At 61.4% G+C, this 23,856-nt stretch carries 14 protein-coding genes; all 14 read right to left on the reverse strand.

The features are described from left to right. Nucleotides 1-1,362 (reverse strand): TldD/PmbA family protein, encoded by a 1,362-nt coding sequence (locus tag P3T25_RS38275; RefSeq protein WP_429362329.1) that lies wholly within the window; start codon nt 1,360-1,362, stop codon nt 1-3. Beyond that, nucleotides 1,362-2,798, reverse strand: a complete 1,437-nt coding sequence (locus P3T25_RS38280) for a TldD/PmbA family protein (protein ID WP_429362331.1) — start codon at nt 2,796-2,798, stop codon at nt 1,362-1,364. Before P3T25_RS38280 ends, P3T25_RS38275 begins: the two co-directional genes overlap by 1 nt. Then, entirely contained in the window at nt 2,791-4,452 is a 1,662-nt protein-coding gene (locus P3T25_RS38285; RefSeq protein WP_266261514.1) for an ABC transporter ATP-binding protein, read from the reverse strand. Before P3T25_RS38285 ends, P3T25_RS38280 begins: the two co-directional genes overlap by 8 nt. After that, nucleotides 4,449-5,564 carry an ABC transporter permease gene (locus P3T25_RS38290; RefSeq protein ID WP_408265304.1) on the reverse strand — a complete coding sequence of 372 codons (1,116 nt, stop codon included), beginning with the start codon at nt 5,562-5,564 and terminating at the stop codon, nt 4,449-4,451. Before P3T25_RS38290 ends, P3T25_RS38285 begins: the two co-directional genes overlap by 4 nt. Next, nucleotides 5,518-6,570, reverse strand: coding sequence for a microcin C ABC transporter permease YejB (locus P3T25_RS38295; RefSeq protein WP_097391967.1), 1,053 nt, complete (start codon nt 6,568-6,570; stop codon nt 5,518-5,520). The genes P3T25_RS38290 and P3T25_RS38295 overlap by 47 nt, the downstream gene beginning before the upstream one ends. Before the next feature lie 8 nt (nt 6,571-6,578). Then, on the reverse strand, nt 6,579-8,522 hold the full coding sequence (locus tag P3T25_RS38300; protein ID WP_429362334.1) for an extracellular solute-binding protein: 1,944 nt from the start codon (nt 8,520-8,522) through the stop codon (nt 6,579-6,581). Between the two features lie 279 nt (nt 8,523-8,801). Continuing rightward, nucleotides 8,802-11,555, reverse strand: a complete 2,754-nt coding sequence (locus P3T25_RS38305; RefSeq protein ID WP_154564263.1) for a TonB-dependent receptor plug domain-containing protein — start codon at nt 11,553-11,555, stop codon at nt 8,802-8,804. Between the two features lie 381 nt (nt 11,556-11,936). Further along, entirely contained in the window at nt 11,937-12,512 is a 576-nt protein-coding gene (locus tag P3T25_RS38310) for a helix-turn-helix domain-containing protein (RefSeq protein WP_154564265.1), read from the reverse strand. Between the two features lie 303 nt (nt 12,513-12,815). After that, nucleotides 12,816-14,021, reverse strand: a complete 1,206-nt coding sequence (locus tag P3T25_RS38315; protein ID WP_429362337.1) for a tetratricopeptide repeat protein — start codon at nt 14,019-14,021, stop codon at nt 12,816-12,818. Nucleotides 14,022-14,030: 9 nt separating this feature from the next. Beyond that, nucleotides 14,031-14,462: an ExbD/TolR family protein gene (locus P3T25_RS38320; RefSeq protein WP_429362339.1), complete on the reverse strand. Its 432-nt coding sequence runs from the start codon at nt 14,460-14,462 to the stop codon at nt 14,031-14,033. A gap of 156 nt (nt 14,463-14,618) precedes the next feature. After that, on the reverse strand, nt 14,619-15,041 hold the full coding sequence (locus tag P3T25_RS38325) for an ExbD/TolR family protein (protein ID WP_097391962.1): 423 nt from the start codon (nt 15,039-15,041) through the stop codon (nt 14,619-14,621). Between the two features lie 12 nt (nt 15,042-15,053). Next, nucleotides 15,054-15,962 carry a MotA/TolQ/ExbB proton channel family protein gene (locus P3T25_RS38330; protein WP_154564269.1) on the reverse strand — a complete coding sequence of 303 codons (909 nt, stop codon included), beginning with the start codon at nt 15,960-15,962 and terminating at the stop codon, nt 15,054-15,056. Nucleotides 15,963-16,039: 77 nt separating this feature from the next. Further along, nucleotides 16,040-16,750 (reverse strand): energy transducer TonB, encoded by a 711-nt coding sequence (locus tag P3T25_RS38335; protein ID WP_372342507.1) that lies wholly within the window; start codon nt 16,748-16,750, stop codon nt 16,040-16,042. A 973-nt stretch (nt 16,751-17,723) separates the two neighbouring features. Continuing rightward, on the reverse strand, nt 17,724-23,609 hold the full coding sequence (uvrA, locus tag P3T25_RS38340) for an excinuclease ABC subunit UvrA (RefSeq protein ID WP_429362342.1): 5,886 nt from the start codon (nt 23,607-23,609) through the stop codon (nt 17,724-17,726). Nucleotides 23,610-23,856: the final 247 nt, after the last annotated feature.

Below are 23,856 nucleotides of genomic sequence, written 5' to 3' on the forward strand. Positions count from 1 at the left end.
TCATAACGTCAATTCGAATGACCTCGTCAGAATGCCGGGTAATTGCATGCCGCCCGTGGCACGCTCGCCCCATGTCGAGTCGCTCAATAGCAATTCCGCTTGCGCGCCGAGTTGTTCAAGTTCACTACCGAGCACGCGGTACAGGCTATCGTCGAAACGCATGGCTTCGAGCGGCGCGACGATCTGCCCGTTCTCGACCCAGAAGGTTGCAAAGCGCGTCATGCCGGTCAGGCGGCAATTCATCCGGTCCGAGAAATTCACGTACCAGAGATTGCCGATGTAGAGACCGGTATCGAGTTTCGCCAGCACGTCCTCTTCCGGCAGATCGCCCGCTTCCATCGAGAGCGCCGCCGGCGACTCGTTCGCCAGCGCGCCGTTGGGCGTCAAACCGTACTCGCGCGCGCTGCGCGCATTGGTCAGGCGTTCGGCACTGCGGCCGGCCTGAATCAGCGGGACGCTCTCGCGCAAATAGCCGTCGCCGTTGAAGCCGGGTGTAATGCCGAGATTCAGATCTTCGCTGATCGTGACGCGCGGGTCGACTACGATTTCTCCCACATGCAGCTTGTACAACTCACTGCGCGACGTGGCCTGGGCACGTGCGGAGAAACCGCTCCATGCCGCCACGCCAAGCAGTTCCGCGAGCGCTGCGGGCGCGAGATACGAACGATAACGCCCCGGCGCCAAGGTGCGCGGCGTGCGCGCGAACACCGGGAGACGCGTTGCGGCCTGCTCAACCTTGTGCGCGAAAACTGCGTCGCTCCAGTCGTCGCCCGCGTATGTCGTTTTGATCGCGCGGCCGCTCGGGTCGTATAGCGACCAGCTAAAATTGAAGTTATCGACTTCGTACCAGCCGCGACTGCCGTTCGTGGACGCAAAGCCGCGCACGATCGTGCCGCCCGCGTAAAAGCCCACGAAATCCAGCCCTTGCGCGCATTCGGCAACGGTGCGCAACAAGCTGTCCGGCTCCGGCAGCTTGCCCGAACGTTGCGTGGTGCGCTGCCATTGCGACGTGTCGAACAATAGATGCGGGTCGTCCGCCGCGCCGCGCAGGCTTTCACGCAAGGTGGCGAGCGCCGAGTTCACGTCGTCCAGATCCTGTTGCAGATCGCCGCAGACGGTCAGCGTCGAATAAGCCTGGCGCGCGCCGTCGATCAAACGCAAGGTCAGCTTGCCTTGCGACACGCTGCCGATCTGCCGCACCTTGCCCGAGTTGAAGCGGATAAAGTCGGACTGTTCGCCGGCAAATGAACTCAGCGTGATTTCCGCGCCTTGCTGCAAGCGTTCGATGGCATCGGCCAGCGACGTGAAATGCTGCTGCCAGTCGATCGACGTAGCGGCGCGCGAGGACATGAATTGACTCATCAGGCGCCTCCGAACACGTCGATGTTGCTAAACACGCAAGCCGGCGAGGCATGGCCGACGCGAATGATCTGTGCCGGTTCACCCTTGCCGCACATGGATGTGCCGTACACCTCGCGCGTATCCGCATTCCCCACCGCGCTCAGGCTGCGCCAGAAATTCGCCGAAATGCCGCGATAATTCGGCTGTTTGACGACCTGGGTGAGCTTGCCGTTTTCGATCAGTTGACCGAACTCGCAGCCGAACTGGAATTTGTTGCGATGGTCGTCGATCGACCAGGACGTGTTGGTGCGCATCAGAATGCCATGTTCGATGTTGCCGATCATCTGCTCCAGAGAACTCTCGCCGGGCTCGATGTTCAGATTCGCCATCCGGTCGATCGGCGGGCGGTTCCAGTTCGACGCGCGCGAATTCGCCACGCCCGCCATATGCGCGCGTTGCTGCGAAAGCGCGCCGCCGAGCGGACGTTCGAGCACGCCATCGCGGATCAGATACTGCTTTTTCGCTTCAGTGCCGTCGTCGTCGAATGCGTACGTGGCGGCTTCCTCGCGCAGTTCCGGGTCGAAAGTCACGTTCAGCAGTTCCGAGCCGTAGCGATATGAGCCGAACATTTCCTTCTTGACGAAGCTCCAGCCGGCAAAGTTGCGCTCGTCGCCGAGGATACGATCGAGTTCGAGCGGATGGCCGATCGATTCGTGAATCTGCAGCATCATCTGATCGGGCATCAGCAGCAAATCGCGCTTGCCTGACGGGCAATTCGGCGCGGCCAGCAATTGCAGCGCTTCATGGGCGACACGCGCACCCGAGCCGTCGAAGCCGAAGCGTGTCAGCACTTCCATGCCGCCCTGTCCCAACGTGCCGTAGTTGCCACCGAGGGTACGCACCTGCGTATCGCCGTCCGCGTGGGCGGCCACGCTCAATTGCGGCATCACGAACTGGAACTGTTGATCGATGCGCACGCCGTCGCTGGTGATGTAGAGCTGATCGGTTAGCGTGATCTGCACGGCCGCGACGCGTTCGACAATGCGTGCATCGAGATTCGCACCCGCGCATTCCACGCTCAAACGGTCCAACCATTCGGCGCGGCTCGGCAACGCAAGCTGCGCGTTCGGCGACACATAGTGGCCGCTCATGGCAGGACGCACTACCTCGCGATGGTCGATCAGCGACAAGGCTGCGCTCGCTTCCGCACGGGCCGTGGCGAGATCCAGCGCTTCCTGCAAGCCGGCGGCACTCAGATTCGCGGTGGCCGCATAGCCTGCGCCCGCGCCCACCCATGCGATCAGCATCGCGCCGCGATCGCGCACCGTGCGCATGGGTTGCGCGATGTCGTTGCGGATCTCGTGATCGTCGATCTGTTCATCGACAATGCGCAGCGACCAGAACGCCGCGCGGCTCGTAAGCGACCCGGCGGCTTGCGCCCAACGTTCGTCAATCATTAACGGTTCCCGTAGGAGTCTTTGCCGCACCCGCCGGCGACACGATCAGCGACGACGCGAGCAGCGACTGGGTATAAGGATGCGACGGCGCGTGCAACACATCGAGTGTGTCGCCGGCTTCGACGATGCGTCCTGACTTCATCACGATCACACGATGCGCCATAGCTCGCATCACCGCCAGATCGTGCGTAATGAACAAATAGCTTAGCTTGTACTTTTTCTGCAGATTTGTCAGCAGATTCAGCACCTGTTTCTGGATGGATACATCGAGCGCACTGGTCGGTTCATCGAGCACCAGCAATTCAGGCTCGACCGCGAGCGCACGCGCAATCGCTATACGCTGGCGCTGGCCGCCGGAAAACTCGTGCGGATAGCGCAGCATTGCGTCAGCGGGCATGCCCACCTCTTCCAGCAAGCCACCCACACGTGCGCGCCGCGCCTTGGCGTCCATGTCGGGCTGATGCATGGTCAGGCCTTCGCCGATGATCTGCTCCACCGTCATTCGTGGCGACAACGAGCCGAACGGGTCCTGAAACACGACTTGCATGCGCGAATACAACGCCCGGCGGGAACGCGCCGTTTTCAGCGTGGAAAGCGGCAAACCGTCGATATGGATATGCCCGGCGGCCGGTTGCTGCAGACCGAGCACGGTCGCCGCCAGCGTCGATTTGCCCGACCCCGATTCGCCGACGATGCCGAGCGTTTCGCCGCGCCGCACGCTCAGGTCGACGTCGTGCACTGCGCGGAACGTAGAGCGCCCGAACATGGAGCGCCAGCCCTTCGCAGAGGTGCTGTAGTCGACGGCGAGCCCTTGCACTTCGAGCAAACGCCGCGCATCCGGCTCAACGGGCTCCACCGCACGTTGCGGCTCGCTGTCCAACAGGCGCTTCGTGTAGGGATGCTGTGGGTTGGAGAACAGCGCTTCAGTCGTATTGGTTTCGACTAGCACGCCCTTTTCCATCACCGCGACGCGTTGCGCGAAACGCTTCACCAGATTCAGGTCATGCGTGATCAGCAGCACGGCCATGCCACGCTCGGCCGCTTCCTGCTCCTGCAACGCGATCAATAGATCGACGATCTGCTGACGCACGGTGACGTCGAGCGCGGTGGTCGGTTCGTCGGCAAGCAGCAGACGTGGCCGGCACGCCAGCGCCATGGCGATCATCGCGCGCTGCCGCTGGCCGCCGGACAGTTGATGCGGAAAACTGTCGATGCGCCGCTCCGGCTCGGGAATGCCGGTGCGCCTGAGCAACTCGATGCCGCGCTGGCGCGCCGCATTTGGCCGCAAACCCTCATGCAGGCGCAAACTTTCAGCGATCTGCTTGCCGATCGTGAAGAGTGGATTGAGCGCCGTCATCGGTTCCTGAAACACCATCGCCACGTCGGCGCCGCGCAGACCACGCATCTGCTGCTCGGTTTTCTGCAGCAGATCTTCACCGTCGAGCAGCATGCGGCCACTGAGATCAGCGTGCTCGACCAGACGCAGAATCGACAGTGCGGTGACGCTCTTGCCGGAGCCCGATTCGCCGACCAGGGCGACGCGCTCACCGCGCGCGATCGAGAGGCTGAGTTCATGCACCGCGATCTTGTCGCCGAACCGCACGGAGAAGCGATCGATTTCCAGCAACGGCCGGTTTGGTTTGGCTTCGCTCATCGCGGACCTCCACCGAAGGCCGAACCGCGTTTGCGCGTATCGAGCGCATTGCGTAATGCGTCGCCCATGAAGGTCAACAGCAGCAGCGTAATCACCAGGGCAGCGAAAGCCGAAATCGAAATCCACCAGGCGTCGAGATTGTTCTTGCCTTCCTGAAGCAGTTCGCCGAGGCTCGGCGTGGGCGGCGGTACGCCCAACCCCAGGAAGTCGAGACTGGTCAGCGACAGAATCGCCGCGCTCATGCGAAACGGCAGAAACGTGATCACGGGCGTCAGGCTATTCGGCAGCACATGGCGCCACATGATCTGCCAGTTCGAGAGGCCCATGGTGCGTGCCGCCCTCACGTAGTCCAGCGAACGGTTACGCAGAAACTCGGCGCGCACGTAGTCGGAGAGCACGAGCCAGCCGAACATCGAGAGAAGAATAAAGAGCAGCCATAGCGTGGGTTCGAAGATCGACGCGAAGATGATCAGCAGGTACAGGTCCGGCATTGAGCTCCATATCTCGATCAGACGCTGGCCGATCAGATCGGTGCGGCCGCCGTAGAAGCCCTGCACCGCGCCGGTCAATACGCCGATCAGAACGCCGGATACCGTGAGCGCGAGCGCCATCAGCACCGAGAGCCGGAAACCATACAGCAGCCGTGCAAGCACGTCGCGTCCGTACTGATCCGTGCCGAGCCAGTTGCTTCGGGTGGGCGGTGCTGGGTATGGATGGGCGGCGAAGTAGTCGATCGTGTCGTAATGGAAATGATTCGGCGGATAGATCGCGAAGTTGCCATTCGATTCGAGCCGCGAACGGATATACGGATCGAGGTAATTCGCACGGGCCGGAAAATCGCCGCCGAAAATCTTCTCCGAATAGTCTTTGGCGATAGGAAAGTAATAGTGCCCGTCATAGCGGACGATCAACGGACGGTCGTTGGACAGCACCTCGCCGAACAGGCTGATGACGAACAGCGACACGAAGATCACGAGGCTCCAGTAACCGAGTCTCTGCCGCTTGAAACGCAGCCATGTGCGCCGCCAGGGAGACGGCGACGCCACGTGCGCCGCGCCGGACTGATCAGCGGTCCAGGCGGTTGAATTGGATGCGGGGGTCGACGAGGACATAGCAGACGTCAGCAATGAGTTTGGTTACGAGGGCGATCAGCGTGAACAGAAACAGCGAGCCGAGCACGACCGGATAGTCACGGCGAATCACCGAGTCATACGAAAGTTGGCCCATGCCGTCGAGCGAGAACAGGGTTTCGATCAACAGATTGCCGTTCAGGAAGGCGCCGACGAAAGCCGCCGGCAAACCGGTCAGCAGCGGAATCGCGGCATTGCGCAGCACGTGTTTCCACAGCACGTCGCGCTCCGGTGCCCCTTTGGCGCGTGCAGTCAATACGTATTGACGTCCTATCTCCTCGAGGAAGGTGTTCTTGGTCAGGATCGTGACGATCGCGAAGTTGCCCACCACCGAAGCGGTAACCGGCAACACGATGTGCCACAAATAATCGAGTAGCTTGCCGAACGCACTGAGGTCGTTGAAGTTATCCGAGGTCAGGCCGCGCATCGGAAACACCTGCCAGAAGGTGCCGCCGCCGAACAGCATCAGCAGCAGCACGCCCAGCACGAAGCCGGGAATCGCATAGCCGGCAAGTACCAGCACACTGGTCACGGTATCGAAGCGCGAGCCGTTGCGCACCGCTTTCGCAATGCCCAACGGCACCGATATCAGATAGGTGAGCATCACGGTCCATAAGCCGAGCGTGATCGACACCGGCAGCTTCGATTTGATGACCTCCCACACGCTGTCATGCTGATAGTAGGATTGGCCGAGATCGAAGGTCGCATAGCGCTTGAGCATCAGGACATAGCGCTCGAGCGGTGGCTTGTCGAAGCCGAATTGCTTCTTGATCTGTTCGAGTTGCTGCGGATCGACACCCTGGCTGCCGTGATAGCCGCCGCCACCCGACCCCGCCTCTCCGCCACGGCCAGCGCCGTGGCGGAGTTGCGTCATCACCTGTTCGACCGGCCCACCCGGCACGAACTGCGTGACGACAAAGGTCAGCGTGACCACGCCGAGCAGCGTCGGCACCATCAACAGCAATCGTCTGAGAATGTAGGCGAGCATGGTGTTCCTCAGTGGGCCGTTGCCGTGGCTGAACTCGCGGATTGCACGGCCTGGAGTTTCTGTGTCGCTTGTGCGCCCGGCGCTTTTACGTACCAGTAGTCGATGACCCAGTCTTCGTACTGGTAGGAATTCGGCACGGTCTTCGGGAAGCCGAGGGTAGTCTTGTAGCCAATGCGCGCGCCCGGCGCGTAGTACTCCGGAACCAGGTAAAACGAATAGATCAACACGCGATCCAGCGCACGGGTCGCGGCTTCCAGATCGTCGAGATTGGTGGCGGTGAGCGCGGAGTGAATCAACGAATCGACCGCCTTCGAACGGATGCCGGGATAGTTCTCGGAGCCGACTTCGGATGCCGCCGCACTGCCGAAGCGGCGCGTCAGTTCGGCGCCCGGAATCGTGACCGGCGGATAGATGAAGGTGGTCATGTCGTACTCGAAATTATCCAGACGCTTCTGGTACAACGCGCTGTCGATTTCGCGCATATGGGCTTGAATGCCGAGCATGCCGAGCGCCTGCATATACGGCAGGATCAGACGATCCATGCCGGGCTGGTCGTCCATGATCTCGATTGTCATCGGCGTACCTTTGGCATCGCGCAGTGCACCGTCGCGATAGTGCCAGCCAGCTTGTGCGAGCAGATCGCGCGCGACGCGCAAATTACCGCGCAGGGAATTCGGTGGAATCGTGTCGGGTTGTTTGAGCATGGGACCGAACACTTCTGGCGGCACGCTGCCACGCAGCGGTTCGAGCAGCGCCAGTTCCTTCTCACCCGGCATACCGGTTGCGCCGAACGGACTTGCCTCGAAGTAGCTACTGGTGCGCCGGTATTGACCATAGAACATCATCCGGTTCATCCAGTCGTAGTCGAATGCCAGCGTCAGGGCATGGCGCACGCGGGGGTCCTGGAACATCGGCTTGCGTATATTCATCAGCATGCCCTGCATCTGCGCGGGACCGTCGGCGAATTCGCCTTTCTTCAGCAGTCCGTTGTCGAAGTTCTTGCCGACATATTTGCGCGCCCACTGCGTCGCGCTGTATTCGACGACAACGTCCGCATCGCCCGCCTTGAAGGCTTCGAGTTGCGTGTAGTGGTCGCGGTACAGGTTGAACGTGATGCGCTCGAAACGGAACATGCCGCGTCGCGACGGCAGATTCGCGGCCCAGTAGTCAAGGTTGCGGCGATACGTGATCTGCTTGTCGTTTTTGCGTCCCTCGATCAGATAGGCACCGCTGCTGATCGGTGGCATGGAAGAGATCTGGTCGAATGGCAGACGCTTGCCGTTGGGCTGCACGCCCCACTTCGGAGAAAAGATCGGCAGGTCGCCGGCAATCAGCGGCGCATCGCGTTCGGCATGCTTGAAATCGAAACGGATCGTGCCCCTGTCGATCACCGTCGCGCTTTTGATGATCGAGAACTGCGCGTTGAAAAGCGGCGACGCCTGCGGACTTGTCAGCGTGTCGTATGAATATTTGACGTCCGCAGCGGTGATCGGGTCGCCGTTCGAAAAGCGTGCGGCAGGATTGATATGGAACGTCGCTGACGTCAGATCCGGCGCCACCTCTACGTCGTTCGCGATTAACGGATATTCGGAGGCCAGCTCGTCCCAGCTACGCTGCATCAGCGTGTCGAACATCAGGTTGAGGATGTCGGGCGCGGGCGCGCCACGCACCAGAAACGGGTTCAGCGAATCGTAGGTCTGCAGTTCGTTATAGTTTTCGAAGCTGAGCGAGCCCGTGGCCGGCGCGTCGGGATTCGCGTAGTCGAAGTGGCTGAAATCAGCCGGGTATTTAGGCTCGTCGTATTGCGCGATCGAAGGCTTCGCCTGCACCGAAGCCGCATTCAAACTCAGGCACAAGCTCAGCGCGGTAAGCCATGCGGCGCCGGCCGTCAGCGCCGGCTGGCGCGAAACCGACCACACGGTGCGTGGCAGGCGAAACTTCACAAGTCTCATCTTCGGAATGCGTCAGAACGCGCCGGCCTCAAGCCGCGCGCGGTAAGTCGAATCGGCGCGGGCGGCGGCTTGACGCCGCCGCCTGCGTAGTTTTTCCCGCTAGCGCTGCGCTGCGGCTTACTGGTCGTCGTCGTTCGCCGTGATCTTAAACGAGCATTGAGCACGGGGAACTCCAATGTACATCTCTAACAAAATTGAGCCGCTCCGGCACCGATGACCGGACGCCGGAGCAGCCGACCGACTAGACAGACTGCGGGTGAATCGCAAACATCAAAGGCTTCAGAAGCGGTACGTTGCACCGACCTGGAAGAAGCGGCCGATGTTGGTATAAAGCGACTGGTCGTAGCCCGTGATATCCGGGGTGGCCTGCCACTCGACGTCGAACGGCGGCTTGCGATCGAAGATGTTGTTAATGCCGCCGTAGATCGTCCAGTTCTTGAAGCCGCGATACGTGGCCACCAGGTTGAACTGGCTGTACGACGCCACCGACAGCGTGCCGCCGTCGCCGAATTCCGCCGCTACCGCGTTGGTGTACGGGCCCGTGTATTGCCAGGTCAGCGTCGTGGTCAGCTTGCGGTAATCCCAGCTCAGGCTCGTGTTGCCCTTCCAGCGCGGGTTACTGGCACCGAACGGTTGCAGCAGCGCGAGGTTGTTGCCGGCGAAGTCCTGTGTCGGCGCGCCCGGGGTGTTCAGCTTGAAGTGCCACACGTAGACCCAATCGCCTGCCAGCGTGAACGTGCCGTACTTCGTACCGACCGACTTGCGGAAGTTCATGTCGAAGCCGTCGGTGTCGAGCGAACCGAGGTTGATGAACTGTTCCTTGATGTAGGCCACGGTACCGTCCGGATTGCGGATCACGGTCGACGGGTTGTTCGCATCGATCACCGCGTTCGGATCGTTCGTGCCGATCACGCCATCGATGTGAATCTTGTAGAACGCCGCACCAATATCCGTCGACGAATCCGGCGAGAGCTGGAAGCCGATGTTGTAGTTCTTCGTATGCTCAGGCTGCAGCGCCGGATTGCCGTTGACCTGTTCCGTCGTGAAGTGCTTGGTCGGCACGCCGCTCGGGTCGTTCGGGTCGACCAGGTTCTGGTGGGCCAGATACGTTGCCTGCGAGTTCTCGACCAGCGTCGGCGCACGGAAGCCGCGGCTATACGATGCGTAAGTCGTGAGAGACTGCACCGGCTGGAAGCGCAATGCGAAGCTCGGCGAGAACGCACCACCGAAGTCGCTGTAGTGGTCGTAACGGCCCGCCTGCGTGAACGTCAGGTTCCGGATGATCGGAATATCGACCTGATAGTAGACGGCGGCCACGTTGCGTTCGCCGTCGACCGTCTGCACGTTGGCCGGAGCGGTAATCCCAAGCGCGCTATCAGTGCGCGAGTTGATCAGGTTGCTTTCGTGACGGAATTCCGTACCGAAACCAACACCGACCGGGCCGCCCGGCAGATTGAACAGGTTGCCCGTCGAGGTCTTCGCCGTCACGCTATCGAGCTTGGAGATCGCCTGCTCGTAGTCGTTCTGGAACACACCGTTCAAGCCGTTCGGCGTGGACGACGGGTTCGAGAAGTTGAACACGCCGTTCTGCAGAATGTTCTCGACACCTGCAACATTCAGCGCGTTGCGGTAGGTCGTGTCGACCGTGCTCTGCGAATGGCCGTAATCCGCGGACCAATCCCAGTCGCCGAACTTGGCGGTGGTGAACGAGCCCTTCACACCGGTCATCGCGCGCCAGAAGGTCGACACCGTATCGGCCGAAACCGTGTTCGGGAAGGTGTAGTTGATCTGCGCCGGTGCGCCGAACGGGTTGTACGGGTTGGTTGCCGAGACGGTGCGGTTCAGTGGCAATGCCGAGCCGGTGGCGGGATTGAATGCGTTGGTCTGACTGCTCAACACAGCCGGACCTTCGTTCTGCACCGTTTCGTTGCGGCTCACCCACAAGTCGCCATAGGCCTGGATGTCGTCGTTGATCTTGAACGTGCCGCGCACTTTCGCGTTCAGGCGCGTCGTCGACGGGACCAGCGAGGTCTGGCTGGCTGGATTCGACTTACACTCCGCGCCGCCGTCCGCCGACACGCTGCCCGGAGGGCATGGGCTGAGTGCCGTCTTGGTGCCGTCCGGCGCGGTCCAGTACGATTGCTGATTCGGGCCGAGCGGGCCGGCGAGGCCGCCAGGGAACTGACTGAAGTCCTGATTCGCCGTCATGGAGCGATCGGCGAGCGAGGAGCCGCTATCGCGGTAGTAGCTCGCTGCAGCGGTCACGTTGAAGCGATCGCCATTCAGATCGCCGATACCGCCGAGCACGCCGAAGTTGCCCTGCGCGTCGCCCGGATGCTGCGCCTTGCCGAGCTGGCCATCGATCTGCAAGCCCTGGAAGTCCTTCTTCGTGATGATGTTGACAACGCCTGCAATGGCATCCGAACCATACACCGAGACCGCACCGGTCTTCACGATGTCGATGTGGTCGATCATGTTGAGCGGGATCGAATTCACGTCGAAGAACGTGTCGGTGAAGTTCACCGCCTTGCCGTAATTCGCCACCCGTTGCCCGTCCACCAGCACTAGCGTGTACTTCTCGCTCAGACCGCGCAATGCAATGCCACCCCCGCCTTGCGCGGAGCTGTTCATGTTCGTTTGGCCCCAGCTGCTCCCTGAGTTCACGGACGTGCCGCGCAGGAAGTCGGCCACGGTCGTATAGCCGCTTTGCTCGATTTCCTTTGGCGTGATGGTCTGGACTTCCGTGTTGCCGACCTTGTCCGACGTGCGGATCAGCGAGCCGGTCACTTCAAATTTCTTAAGTTGCTGAACCCCTTTGCCCGCAGGCGTCGCGGTGTTGCTATCCGCGGACGGTGTTGCGGCAGTGCCCGATGCCGGAGCCGCAGCCGGCGTGCTTTCCGTAGTCGTCGCGCCTGCCTCGGTTCCTGCCGTGGCCGGCTGGCTTTGTGCAAACGCCGGTACGGCGATTGCGGCCAACGCCAGTTCAGCCCAGATTATTCTTTTGATGGCCAGCGCCAATGCCCTTTGTTTCATTTTTCCCCTTCTCGCTCGTCAATTAAGGCCACTGCTGTGTGTGTGAAGAGAGGTCTTGTGAACCTCCCCACTCGATATACGGCGATCTTGCGCCGCGCTCCGTTAAAGCTGACCCGTCCTCCCATTGCCCTGCAAACCGGTCAACAGCGCACCAGTTTGCAAATACAGACAGGAAGACGGGACACTTCAGATACTTCAATATCGGACTACTTATTTATTACAAACGAAATGCGCAGCGCTTTCTAATTGTTTTCACTTCTACTACCTCGGGCTCGGACTATAGGGCAATACACTCCCAACCGGACTCATTCCCGACTCACCATAAGTAATGCTTACAAATGCGACGTGACCGCTTTCGACGAAAGCATGAAGCAAAGGCACCTAAAACAATCTTGGTGTGCCCACCCACACAACCACCGCTTCTTCGCGAGCGGTATTGCACCAGGCGTGAGGCACGGTGGACTCGTAATGCGCGGTGTCACCCGCCTGCAATACGAACGTTGTACCTTCTAACGTGAGCGATATCTGGCCGCTCATCACGTACAAGAACTCTTCCCCTGCGTGCGTCGTGACTTCCGACGGGTTCTGCCCCACCGGCATCCTGACGAGAATCACTTCCAGCTTGCTGCCGACCGACAGGTTCGTCAGCCGTCCAAAAAGATTCGCGGTTCCGTCGAACCCGAAGTACTTCAATTCACTGCCTCTGCGCACCGACTTGTCTTCAGTTGGTGTGTCGACGAAGTACTGCACAGTGACGCCTAAAGCCCGCGCAATGCCCACTAGCGATGTGATCGACGGCGTTGCATGTCCTCGCTCGACCTGCGACAGAAAAGGTTTGGAAATTCCCGCAGTGGTTGCCACTTCATCCAGCGTGCGCTTGAGGCGTTGGCGAAGCGCGCGGATTTTGTTTCCTATAGAGACTGCAACGTGTGCCTTGTTATCGAGTGGCAAAACCATAGCAAGACAGAATCCCGTAGTCAAAATTAGTTTGATAAAACCAAACTATGTTTCGTTGAGCGCAACATCCTCCCTGGGACATGTACCGTATGTCTGGCCGGTTGCCGCGATGCATGGCTCGATCGCTGCGATCGCCGCGATACTTCCGACCTTGCTGCGAACTGGGCGATGGTTGCGCACGCAACCACCCCCTTCAACTAGCGCAGGTCTGCGTTCCAAACGGTGAGAATGTGCCGCCCGGTTCGACGCAGCGGTACCTCGGCAGCAGTTCGCAAAATCGGACATATCGGGAACAGGATGCCGTTACTTCGACGCCACCAGCACCCACAAACGGGCGAGGTCGGCCGAACCGTCGGCACCCTTCACTGCGCGGAAGGTTTGCACTGCACGCGCCTTATCGCCCGCCATGTAGTACGCCTCGCCCAGATGCAGTTGCGCCTGGTCCGGGTGATCGATTCCGCCCTTTGCGATCGCAGCGTCCATGGCGCTCAGGCCCTGCTTGGCTTGTCCCGCGAAGACCTGGTTGAAGCCGACGTTGACCGGCGCGACGGGGTTCGCGGGATCCGCTGGTGCTTGCGCCCGTTTCGCGGCGAGTGCCTGCAGCCGCTTCTCGCGATCGGCCTGCGCATCGTGGCCCAGAACGCCTGACGCAAAGCCTTGATCGATGACCTGCTTGCCTTCGGCCGTGGTGCCGGCCACGATTGCGAGCTGTGTCATTTCCATGTAATCGTCGGCGGTACTGAGCGAGCCCGTCGCACGGCGCAGACGGAAGGTGTCGATATCCAGTGCCGACGAATAGCCGGGCTTGCGGCGAATCGCGTTGAACAGATCGTCCCAGTAAGACTGCTTCGGATGATAGGCAACCAGCTTTTCGAGCGTGCTGCGGTACGTCGCATCATCTTTCACGCGTTGCGCGCACGTGCCGAGCAATTGCAGTTGCGACTCGTCGGGCGCGTGACCGGCGCGCACTTGCGCATCGACACCCGGCTTGAGCAGGCTCACCACATTGGCGCAATCGTTTGACAGGTAATAAGACTGCACGAGCAAAGTGCGCATGTCGGGATCGCTGCCGCCCGACTTCAGATAACGTTGCGCGACCTTCGCAGACTGTGCGTAGTTTTTCTGCTGGAAGTAGATGCCTGCAAGCGCCGCGGTGGTGCGCTGCTCGTCAGCACCGGTCAGGCGTCCTGAACCCAGCAAAGTTTCGTAGGCCTGGGCAGCCACACCGGATTCACCGGCTGCTGCTGCCGCGGCGCCGCGCATCTCCTGAATCATGTAGCTTTCATAGGGCGTTTTGCCCGGCACGGCGTCGGCCTGATCGATCTTCGTCAACGCGTCCTTGTACTTGTGCGCGCGATACAGATCCTGCGCGGCGTTCAGCGGCTTCGCCACGTCCGGCCGCAGCGTGTCCGCAGCATGAGACGTGACCGGCAGCACGACGAGCGCGGACAGCCCTCCGATAGCGGCCGCGATGACGGCGCGCTTGAAGCGATGATGGATCGTTAGCATTCCACTTCCCTATTGCATGTACTGCTCGTTGCCGATCAGGCCGATTTTCGTCGCGCCCAGTCGCTGCGCGGACGCCATCACCTCCGCGACATCCTTGTACGGCACCAGCTTGTTAGGCCGCAGATGAATTTCCGCCTGAACCGGTTCGGCCGCCACCTGTGCAAGCCTGGATTCCAGTGCCGCGCGGTTAGGCACCGGCTGGCCGTTCCAGGTCGTGGTGCCGTCGAAGTCGATATCGATCTGCACCACTTCAGGCTGCGTGATCGGCGGCGGCGGATTGCCGACCGGCAAGTTCATCTTGATGGCATGCGTCTGAATCGGAATCGTGATGATCAACATGATCAGCAACACCAGCATCACGTCGATCAGCGGCGTGGTGTTGATATCGACCATCACATCCGGTTCGGAACTGCCACCGCTCGAAGATACGTTCATTCCCATGATCACCTCCTGTCGACCGGACTAAGTGCTTCAGCTGTCGACCAGAGTTGGCGCTTTAGCTGTCGACCAGAGTTGGCGCTTTAGCGCTTACTCTGGTCCCATGCAAAGCGCTTACTCTGGTCCCATGCAAAGCTCTTACTCTGGTCCCATGCAAAGCTACCCCCCGCGCGCGGGCGGCTCAGTAATAAACGAAACCTTGGCAATACCGGCGCGCTCGCACGCAGTAATGACCCGGCCGATGAATTCATAACGCGCGCTCTGGTCGCCGCGAACGTGCACTTCCGGTTGCGGCGTCATGACCGACACGGTTTTCAGGCGTGTCAGCAGCGTAGGCCCATCCACCTGCTTCTCGTTCCAGAAGAAATCGCCGTCGTGGTTGACCGCAATGACGATACTTTTTGGTGTGGTCTGCAGCGGCTGGATCGTCTCCTTCGGCAGTTGCACCGGCACCGTATGCGTCACCACCGGAATCGTGATCAGAAAGATGATCAGCAGAACCAGCATCACATCGACAAGCGGCGTGGTGTTGATACTGGAGATGACCTCGTCGTTATCATCCTGCCCAACGCTCATAGCCATGACAGACTCCGCTTATTGGACCAGCGATGCTTCACGAGCCGAAGCGCGTGCCGAGCGCCGGCTGCCGGCGAGCAGGACGGTGTGCAGTTGTGCGCCGAACGCACGAACACGCTCCATCACCGACTTGTTGCGGCGAACCAGGAAGTTGTAGCCAAGCACAGCCGGCACGGCGACGGCGAGGCCGATCGCGGTCATGATCAGCGCCTCGCCCACCGGGCCCGCGACCTTGTCGATCGAAGCCTGGCCGGCGATACCGATTGCCGTCAGCGCGTGATAAATCCCCCACACCGTACCGAACAGACCGACGAACGGCGCGGTCGAGCCAACCGTGCCCAGGAAAGCCAGGCCGTCTTGCAGACGGTTCGACACGTTGGTGATCGCACGCTCGACCGATGTATCGATCCACGTGTTGCGGTCGACGGCCTCGAGCAGTGCTTCGTCATGATGCTCGCCTGCCTCGATGGCCGTTTCGGCGATGAAGCGGAACGGCGACGCTTCGTCGAGCAGCTTCGTGCCTTCAACCAGCGACGGCGCGGTCCAGAGTTGTTCGTCGGCGCTCTTCGCACGACGGTTCGCGCGGAACTGCTCGAGGAATTTGGTGATCATGATGTACCAGCTACCCATCGACATGAGCACCAGCAGAATCAGCACGAAGCGTGCAACGAAGTCACCGTTCTTCCAGAGCGCGCCGAGGCCGTACGGGTTGTTGACGGTTTCGGACGTAGCCGGCGCCGGTGGCGGTGTTGCTTCATCTGCGGCCGGGGCGGCCGTTTGCGGTGCGGCAGTGGTGGCAGTGGCAGCGGCCGACGCGCTCGCGTCGCTCGCTTGCGCGTGGGCCATTTGCGGTGCCACAAAGGTATCCACCGTGGTTACGGCGAACAACATGGTTGCCGCCAATGCGGCGAGAGTACGCTTCTTCATGCCTGCTCCAAGTTCATTAGTACAACTTCTAAACCAAGACTGATAAATCGCTACCGGTACCGAACAGCCCGTGGGTTTCAGTTCAGGTTAAACGAGAACGGAACTTGCACACGGACAGCCTGGCCTTGGGAAACGCACGTGAACTGCTTGACCGCGTTGAAGGCCGCACGATCCAGTGAGGAATCGTCCGCCGACTTGGCAACACGTTCATTCGTAATATGGCCCTGCGGGTCGACTACAAATTCAATCAGCACATCACCCGTCACGTTGTTCTCCTGCGCTTCCTTCGGGTAGCGAATCGACGAACGGATCTGATCCGAGTTCGGGCACACGACCCCTACTTCAGCGCTCACGGGCTTGCTCGGCGCAGGCGGCGCCGGCGGTGCGGGGGGCGCGACAGCGGGCGCCGATACGACCGGTGCGGCCTGGTGCGTGATGGTCGGCTGGGGCGGCGCTTGCACCTGCACTTCCGGCGGCGGCACGAACGGCGGCGGCGGCGGTGCGAACTTCGGCGGCGGCAATTGCACGGTAGGCAACGGCGGCGGCGGAGGCGGCTTCACCGGCTCGATGATCTTGGTTTCGATAGGATGCTGGATGACCTGCACGACCTTGGTGGCAAGGCCATTGATGAGTGCATAGATCAGCACGATGTGCAGGAGCAGAACAACTGCGATGCCGCCGAAGCGGCGTACTGGGTTTTGCTGCTTGCGCCCAAACTCACGCGGGCGTCCTGGCCTCTCCATACGGGCCGTTGCTGCCGGAAATTGCCCTTCGACTTTCGTACCCACCTTTACTCCTCCGGCGTGAACCGTCCATTTCTGTCACTGCAGTGCGCTTACATACGGCAAACAACGTTCACTTCAAACAATCACACACATCACCCATGTCCTTGATTTGCAGTCCAAACTTTATGCTGCAATGCCCAACCCTGGTGCAATGGCACGGGTACGGCTGTGAGACACCACGACGGCACTTCACACCAGGCGAACGCTCATCTAAGTAGAACTACTAATGGATAAAATTCGACCCGCCCATTTCGGTCTGGCATGAACATGCTGAAGACAATTTGATCGAAGCGCGCTGCGGCTCGTGAACTTTTTGCGCGTTTGTCACCTGCATTTCATGGGAGGCAACAATAGCAGGACAAAAAATACGGGGTCAAACTTTTTTTGATGGGAGCATACTAAGTTTAGAGAGAACACTCTAACTATTGCCCTATTCGCGTCGCTCTAAAAGAATAAGCGCGTGTCGAACAGATGCGAGCGCGCCTTTCGTGGCTCGCCAATTGGGATGCAGCCGCTATTGCGGGCTTCCATGGCACGCGATGAACTGCTAACGAGTCACTGGCGATACGTGGCGCAAAAGCCTGCTGGGTGTGCGTTGCGCGAGGGTTGCGCGGCAACCTCGACGGATCCCGAACAAGTTACCCAACGTACGTTTCAAGCGCCGACCAGAGGTCTGCGTCAAGGGCGGGAAGATAGCAGAAGAAAAACACTGTTTCCAAATCTTTTTAGCGGTATTTACGACACTCTAAATATACATTTCAATTGCGCCATTTATATAATTACAAAATCATTTCAATTAATTACATATAGCCGACGTTGACGATAATGCCCGACTCGGGCATGCCGGGCGTCTCGACAACACGCGTCCATGGAACCCCAGTGGCCGGTTGGCTTAAGCGTGACCCGCCACGTGCGGCTCTCCAGACCGGACGAGCAAACCGGAGCGGCGCAAAGCCGACTGCGCCGCTCCGATGCCTCAACCGTTGGTTCCTTCGCTCGCGATGACTGCGGTGTCGTTCCGCGTACGCGTGAGCACGGGACGCAAGGCCGCACCGGTGTGACTCGCCGCAACACGGGACAATCCTTCGGGATCCGTAGCAGCGACAATCGTGCCACCACCCACACCACCTTCCGGACCGAGGTCAATGATCCAGTCCGCCTCGGCAATCACGTCGAGATCGTGTTCGATGACGACGACACTATGACCACCATCCGCGAGACGATGCAGCACGCGAATCAGCTTCGCGACGTCGGCCATATGCAAACCGACAGTCGGTTCGTCCAACACATAGAGCGTGTGCGGCGGCTTCTGACCACGCCGTGTGATGTCGTCACGCACCTTGCTTAGCTCGGTGACGAGCTTGATACGCTGCGCTTCGCCGCCCGACAAGGTAGGCGACGGCTGACCGAGCGTCAGATAGCCGAGCCCGACATCTTTCATCAATTGCAATGGATGCGCGATGTTCGAAATCGGCGCGAAGAACTCGACGGCTTCGTCGATTTCCATGGTCAGTACGTCACCGATATTCTTACCCCGCCACGTAACCGCCAGCGTCTCGGGATTGAAGCGCTGCCCGTGACAAACGTCGCACGGCACCTTCACGTCGGGCAGGAAACTCATGCCGATGGTGCGCACGCCCTGCCCTTCGCAAGCTGGACAGCGTCCTTCGCCGGTGTTGAACGAGAAACGCGATGCTGTGTAGCCACGCGCGCGCGCTTCGAGCGTGCCGGCGAACAGCTTGCGGATCGCATCCCACACACCGATGTAGGTCGCCGGACACGAGCGCGGTGTTTTGCCGATCGGCGTCTGATCGACTTCGAGCACACGGTCGATGGTTTCCCAGCCGGTGATCGCATCGCACCCTTGCCAGGCATGTGTGACGTTCAGCGGCGCTCGCGGCGCCGTGCGCGCCAGCACGCTTGAGCGCCGGTTCGCCGCCGGCTGGGTCTCGGCCGCCGCACGCGCACGCCGCGTGGCCGGCGACGACAGCACCGAGCGCCCCACCGCATCCAGCAGATTGGCCATCAGCACGTCGCGCGCGAGCGTCGATTTGCCCGAACCGCTCACGCCCGTCACCGCCACCAGCCGTGAAAGCGGAATGCCGACGGTGACGTTCTGCAGGTTGTGCAGCTTGCCGCCATGCACCGTCAGCCAGTTCTCCGGCACCGCGGCGGCGCGCTTCGTCGGCGCGGCCACCTCGCGGCGCGGCTGCAGCGGATGCACGATCGGATTGGCGAGAAACTGCCCGGTCAGCGAATCGGGCTGCGCCGACAGATCGGCCACGCTGCCCTGCGCGACCAGCGTGCCGCCGCGCTTGCCCGCGCCCGGCCCGATATCGATGATGTGATCGGCACGCCGAATCGTGTCCTCGTCATGCTCGACCACCACCAACGTATTGCCCTTTTCGCCCAGCTTGCGCAAGGCATTGAGCAGAATCTGGTTGTCGCGCGGATGCAGGCCGATGGTCGGTTCGTCGAGCACGTAGCACACGCCTTGCAGGTTGCTGCCCAGTTGCGCGGCGAGCCGGATGCGCTGCGCTTCGCCGCCCGACAGGCTCGGTGCCGCGCGATCGAGGCTCAGATAACCGAGCCCGACTTCTTCCAGAAATTGCAGGCGGCTGCCGATTTCGCTGACCACGTCGCGCGCGATTTCCGCGTCCCGACCGCTCATCTCCAGGGTGTCGATCCATGCACGCGTATCGGACACCGTCCATTGCGCGACGTCGACGATGGCCTGCTCGCCGAACGTGACTGCGCGTGCAGTTGGGTTCAGACGCGTGCCGGAGCAATCCGCACACGGCTCGTCGACGAGACCTTCCGGTTCCTGCTCCTCGGAAGGCAAGCTCTGCTCGCGGCCGCGGTTGTCGTCGACGATCACGGTGTCGTCGTACGCCGCGCGTTGTTCGCGCGTCAGTGCGAGGCCCGTGCCGACGCATGTCGTACACCAGCCATGCTTGCTGTTGTACGAGAACATGCGCGGGTCGAGTTCGGGATAACTCGTGCCGCATACCGGACAGGCGCGCTTGGTGGACAGTACCTTCACCGCGCCGAGTTTCGCCGTGGGACGGCCGCCGCTGATCGCGTCGTGCAAACCGTCGAGCGGCGCCAGCAGATGCATGACGCCCTTGCCGATTTCCAGCGTCTGATCGAGCGCCTGGCGCAGTTCCGCTTCCTTATCCGGCGATACAACGAGGTCGGTCACCGGCAACTCGATCGTGTGCTCGCGGAAACGATCGAGCTTCGGCCACGGGTCCACCGGCACGAACTCGCCGTCCACACGCAGATGCGTATTGCCGCGCGCTTTCGCCCACTTCGCGAGATCGGTATAGACGCCCTTGCGGTTCACGACCAGCGGCGCGAGGAAACCGACGTGCTGCCCTTTGTGATCGCGCAGCAATTGCGCCGCAATCGATTCGACGCTTTGCGACGTGACCGGCGTGCCGTCGTGGATGCAGTGCTGCAGACCGAGCTTCACATACAGCAGACGCAGGAAGTGCCACACTTCGGACGTAGTCGCCACGGTACTCTTGCGACCGCCGCGCGACAAACGCTGCTCGATCGCGACGGTGGGCGGAATGCCGTACACCGCGTCGACCTCGGGTCGACCGGCCGGCTGCACGATGGACCGTGCGTATGCGTTTAGCGATTCGAGGTAACGGCGCTGGCCTTCGTGGAACAGAATGTCGAAGGCCAGCGTGGACTTGCCCGACCCGGAGACACCAGTAATCACGTTGAATTTGCCGTGCGGAATATCCACATCCAGCGATTTCAGATTGTGCTCGCGCGCATTGACGATGCGCACCACGTCCTCGCCTTCGATCGCCCGCCGCGCACGCGCCGCGCTCAACGCCCTTTGCAACGGCACACCCTGCGATTCCGGTTCGGCCGCCGCGTTCATGGCGCGGTCGTATTGCAGCAATGCCTCGCCGGTATGCGATTCCGGACAAAGTTTGACGTCTTCCGGCGTGCCCGCGCACAGCACCCTGCCACCGCCGTCGCCGCCTTCGGGACCGAGGTCGATCAGCCAGTCGGCAGCACGGATCACGTCGAGATTGTGTTCGATCACGATCAGCGAATGTCCGCTCGCCAGCAGCTTGCCGAACGCCTGCATCAGTTTGGCGATGTCGTCGAAATGCAGGCCGGTGGTCGGCTCGTCGAACATGAACAGGCGTTTTGCGACCGGCTGCTTCGCGCTGCGCGCGGTGCGCGCCTGTGCTGATTCCGCGAGGAAGCCGGCGAGCTTGAGCCGCTGCGCTTCACCACCGGATAACGTGGGCACCGGCTGGCCAAGCTTTACATATTCGAGACCCACGTCGACGATCGGCTGCAGCACGCGCAATACTTCGGCATCCTTGGCGAAGTAGGCGGTGGCTTCGCTCACCGTCAACTCCAGTACGTCGGCAATGCTCAACGCACGCGCCGGCTCGCCACGCTCGATTTTGACTTCGAGCAGTTCTGCGCGATAACGGCGCCCATCGCAATCCGGGCAGCGCAGGTATACGTCGCTCAGGAATTGCATTTCGATATGCTCGAAGCCCGAGCCGCCGCAGGTCGGGCAGCGCCCGTCGCCGGAGTTGAAGCTGAACATGCCGGGGCCGTAACCGCGTTGCTGCGCGAGCGGCGCCTTGGCGAAGAGCTTGCGGATTTCGTCGAAAGCACCGACATAGCTGGCCGGATTCGAGCGCGCGGTCTTGCCAATCGGCGACTGGTCGACAAATACCACGTCGGTGACCTGGTCGGCGCCGCTCAGGCTCCTGAACGCGCCGGGCGATTCGGTGGCGAGACCGAAATGCCGCGCCATGGCCGGATACAAGACGTCCTGCAGCAAGGTGGACTTGCCGGAACCCGACACACCCGTCACGCAGACGAGCCGCTGCAGCGGAATTTCGACCGTGACGTCGCGCAGATTATGTTCGGTTGCGCCTTCTAGCACGATGCGCGGCGTGCGGTCATCCACCGGACGTTGCGACCAGTGCGCCGCGTCCGCCACATGCCGGCGACCACCCAGGTACTCGCCGGTCAGCGTGCCAGACGAACGGATTGCCTCAGGCGCGCCGTCGTAAATAATCGAACCGCCCCGTTCGCCTGGCCCCGGACCCATGTCGATCAGCCGATCCGCCGCGAGCATCACCGAGGGATCGTGTTCGACCACCACCAGCGTATTGCCCGCATCGCGCAGCCGATGCATCGCCTCGACGATCCGGTTCAGATCGCGCGGATGCAGGCCGATGCTCGGCTCGTCGAGCACGAACAGCGTTTTGGTCAGCGACGTGCCGAGCGCCGTGGTCAGGTTGATCCGCTGCACCTCGCCGCCGGACAGCGTGCGGCTTTGCCGGTCGAGCGTCAGATACCCAAGGCCGACGTCGCACAGATATTTGAGGCGCGTGCGTACTTCGGCGAGCAACAGCTTGAGTGCGTCGTCGAGCAAGGCGCTAGGCAGGCTGATCTCGTCGAAGAAACGCCGGATGCGCTCGATCGGCATCAGCATCAGATCGTGCACGGTCAGACCCGGCAAGGCTTCGAGTTGTGCACGCTTCCACTCGACGCCACGCGGCATGAAGCGCTTTTCGGCCGCCAGCACCTCGTCCGCATTCTGCTTGCTGCCGAGGCGCCACAACAGCGATTCCGTTTTCAGACGCGCGCCGCCACAGGTCTCGCACGGCGTATAGCTGCGGTACTTCGACAGCAATACGCGGATGTGCATCTTGTACGCCTTCGATTCGAGATACTCGAAGAAGCGTTTGACGCCGTACCAATGGCTTTGCCACTTGCCGTTCCAGTCCGGCGAGCCGTTGATGACCCAGTCGCGCTCGGCGTCCGTCAACTCGCCCCAAGGCGTGCCGCGGCGGATATCGGCTTTCGCCGCGTAGCGCATCAGGTCGTCCTGGCATTCTTTCCAGGCCGGCGTTTGCATCGGCTTGATCGCGCCGTCGCGCAGCGTCTTGCGCGCGTCGGGAATCACCAGGCCGAGGTCGACGCCGATCACGCGGCCGAAACCGCGGCAGACTTCGCACGCGCCGTACGCCGAGTTGAACGAGAACAGCGCCGGCTGCGGATCCGCGTAACGAAGGTCGCTCTCGGGGCTGTGCAGACCGGTGGAGAAACGCCAGATTTGCGGCTCGGCTTCTTTGGCTTCCGGTGCCTCGGGCGCGGCCGGCAGCACGTAAATATTGACGCGGCCGCCGCCGCGCTTGAGCGATGCCTCGATCGCTTCGACCACCCGTTGCTTGTCGACCGAGCTCAAACGGAAGCGGTCAGCCACCACGTCGAGCAGCTTGCGCTTGCCGGTAGGCGAGTCGACTTCGCGCTGCGCCTGCACACGCGTGTAACCGCTCGCGGAGAGCCATTGCTCCACTTCCTGCTCGGACGCTGTCTCCGGCAACTCGACCGGAAACGTGACGACCAGCCGTGGATCATGCTCAGCGGTGCGCTCGAGCAGTTCGGCGTAGATCGTTTCGGGCGTGTCGTGGCGCACCTGCAGCGCGGTCTTGCGATCGAACAGTTCGGCCGCGCGCGCGTAGAGCAGCTTCAGGTGATCGTTGAGCTCCGTCATGGTGCCGACGGTGGAGCGTGAACTGCGCACCGGGTTGGTCTGGTCGATTGCGATGGCGGGCGGTACGCCGTCGACCCGGTCGACTTGCGGCCGGTCCATGCGATCGAGAAACTGCCGGGCGTAGGCGCTGAAGGTTTCGACGTAGCGCCGCTGCCCTTCCGCGTACAACGTGTCGAACACGAGGCTCGATTTGCCGGAGCCGGACGGCCCGGTGACGACTGTCATTTCGCCGGTTCGTACATCGAGATCGACGTTCTTCAGGTTGTGCTGGCGCGCGCCGCGAATGCGGATAATTCCGTTAGATGCCAATTTTTCCGACCGTCTGAATGAGTGGACCACCTCTCACGGACGCCTCGCGACCGCGCAAGTTCGGGATACCAGGCTGGCGGAACGACACGCCAAAGGCCGGGTTGCAGGGGGATACTATACTGTATATTTATACAGTTTTCCATGACACGGCACGACTGCGCGTTCGCAGCGCCTCGGGCCAGGAATGGCGGCGCCGAGCGCGCCCCGATCGGCCGACCAGCAAGCGATGTGCCGTTTCAGAGGAACC

The organism is Paraburkholderia sp. GAS32 (assembly GCF_050434225.1).
GTDB classification, from domain to species: Bacteria; Pseudomonadota; Gammaproteobacteria; order Burkholderiales; family Burkholderiaceae; genus Paraburkholderia; species Paraburkholderia madseniana.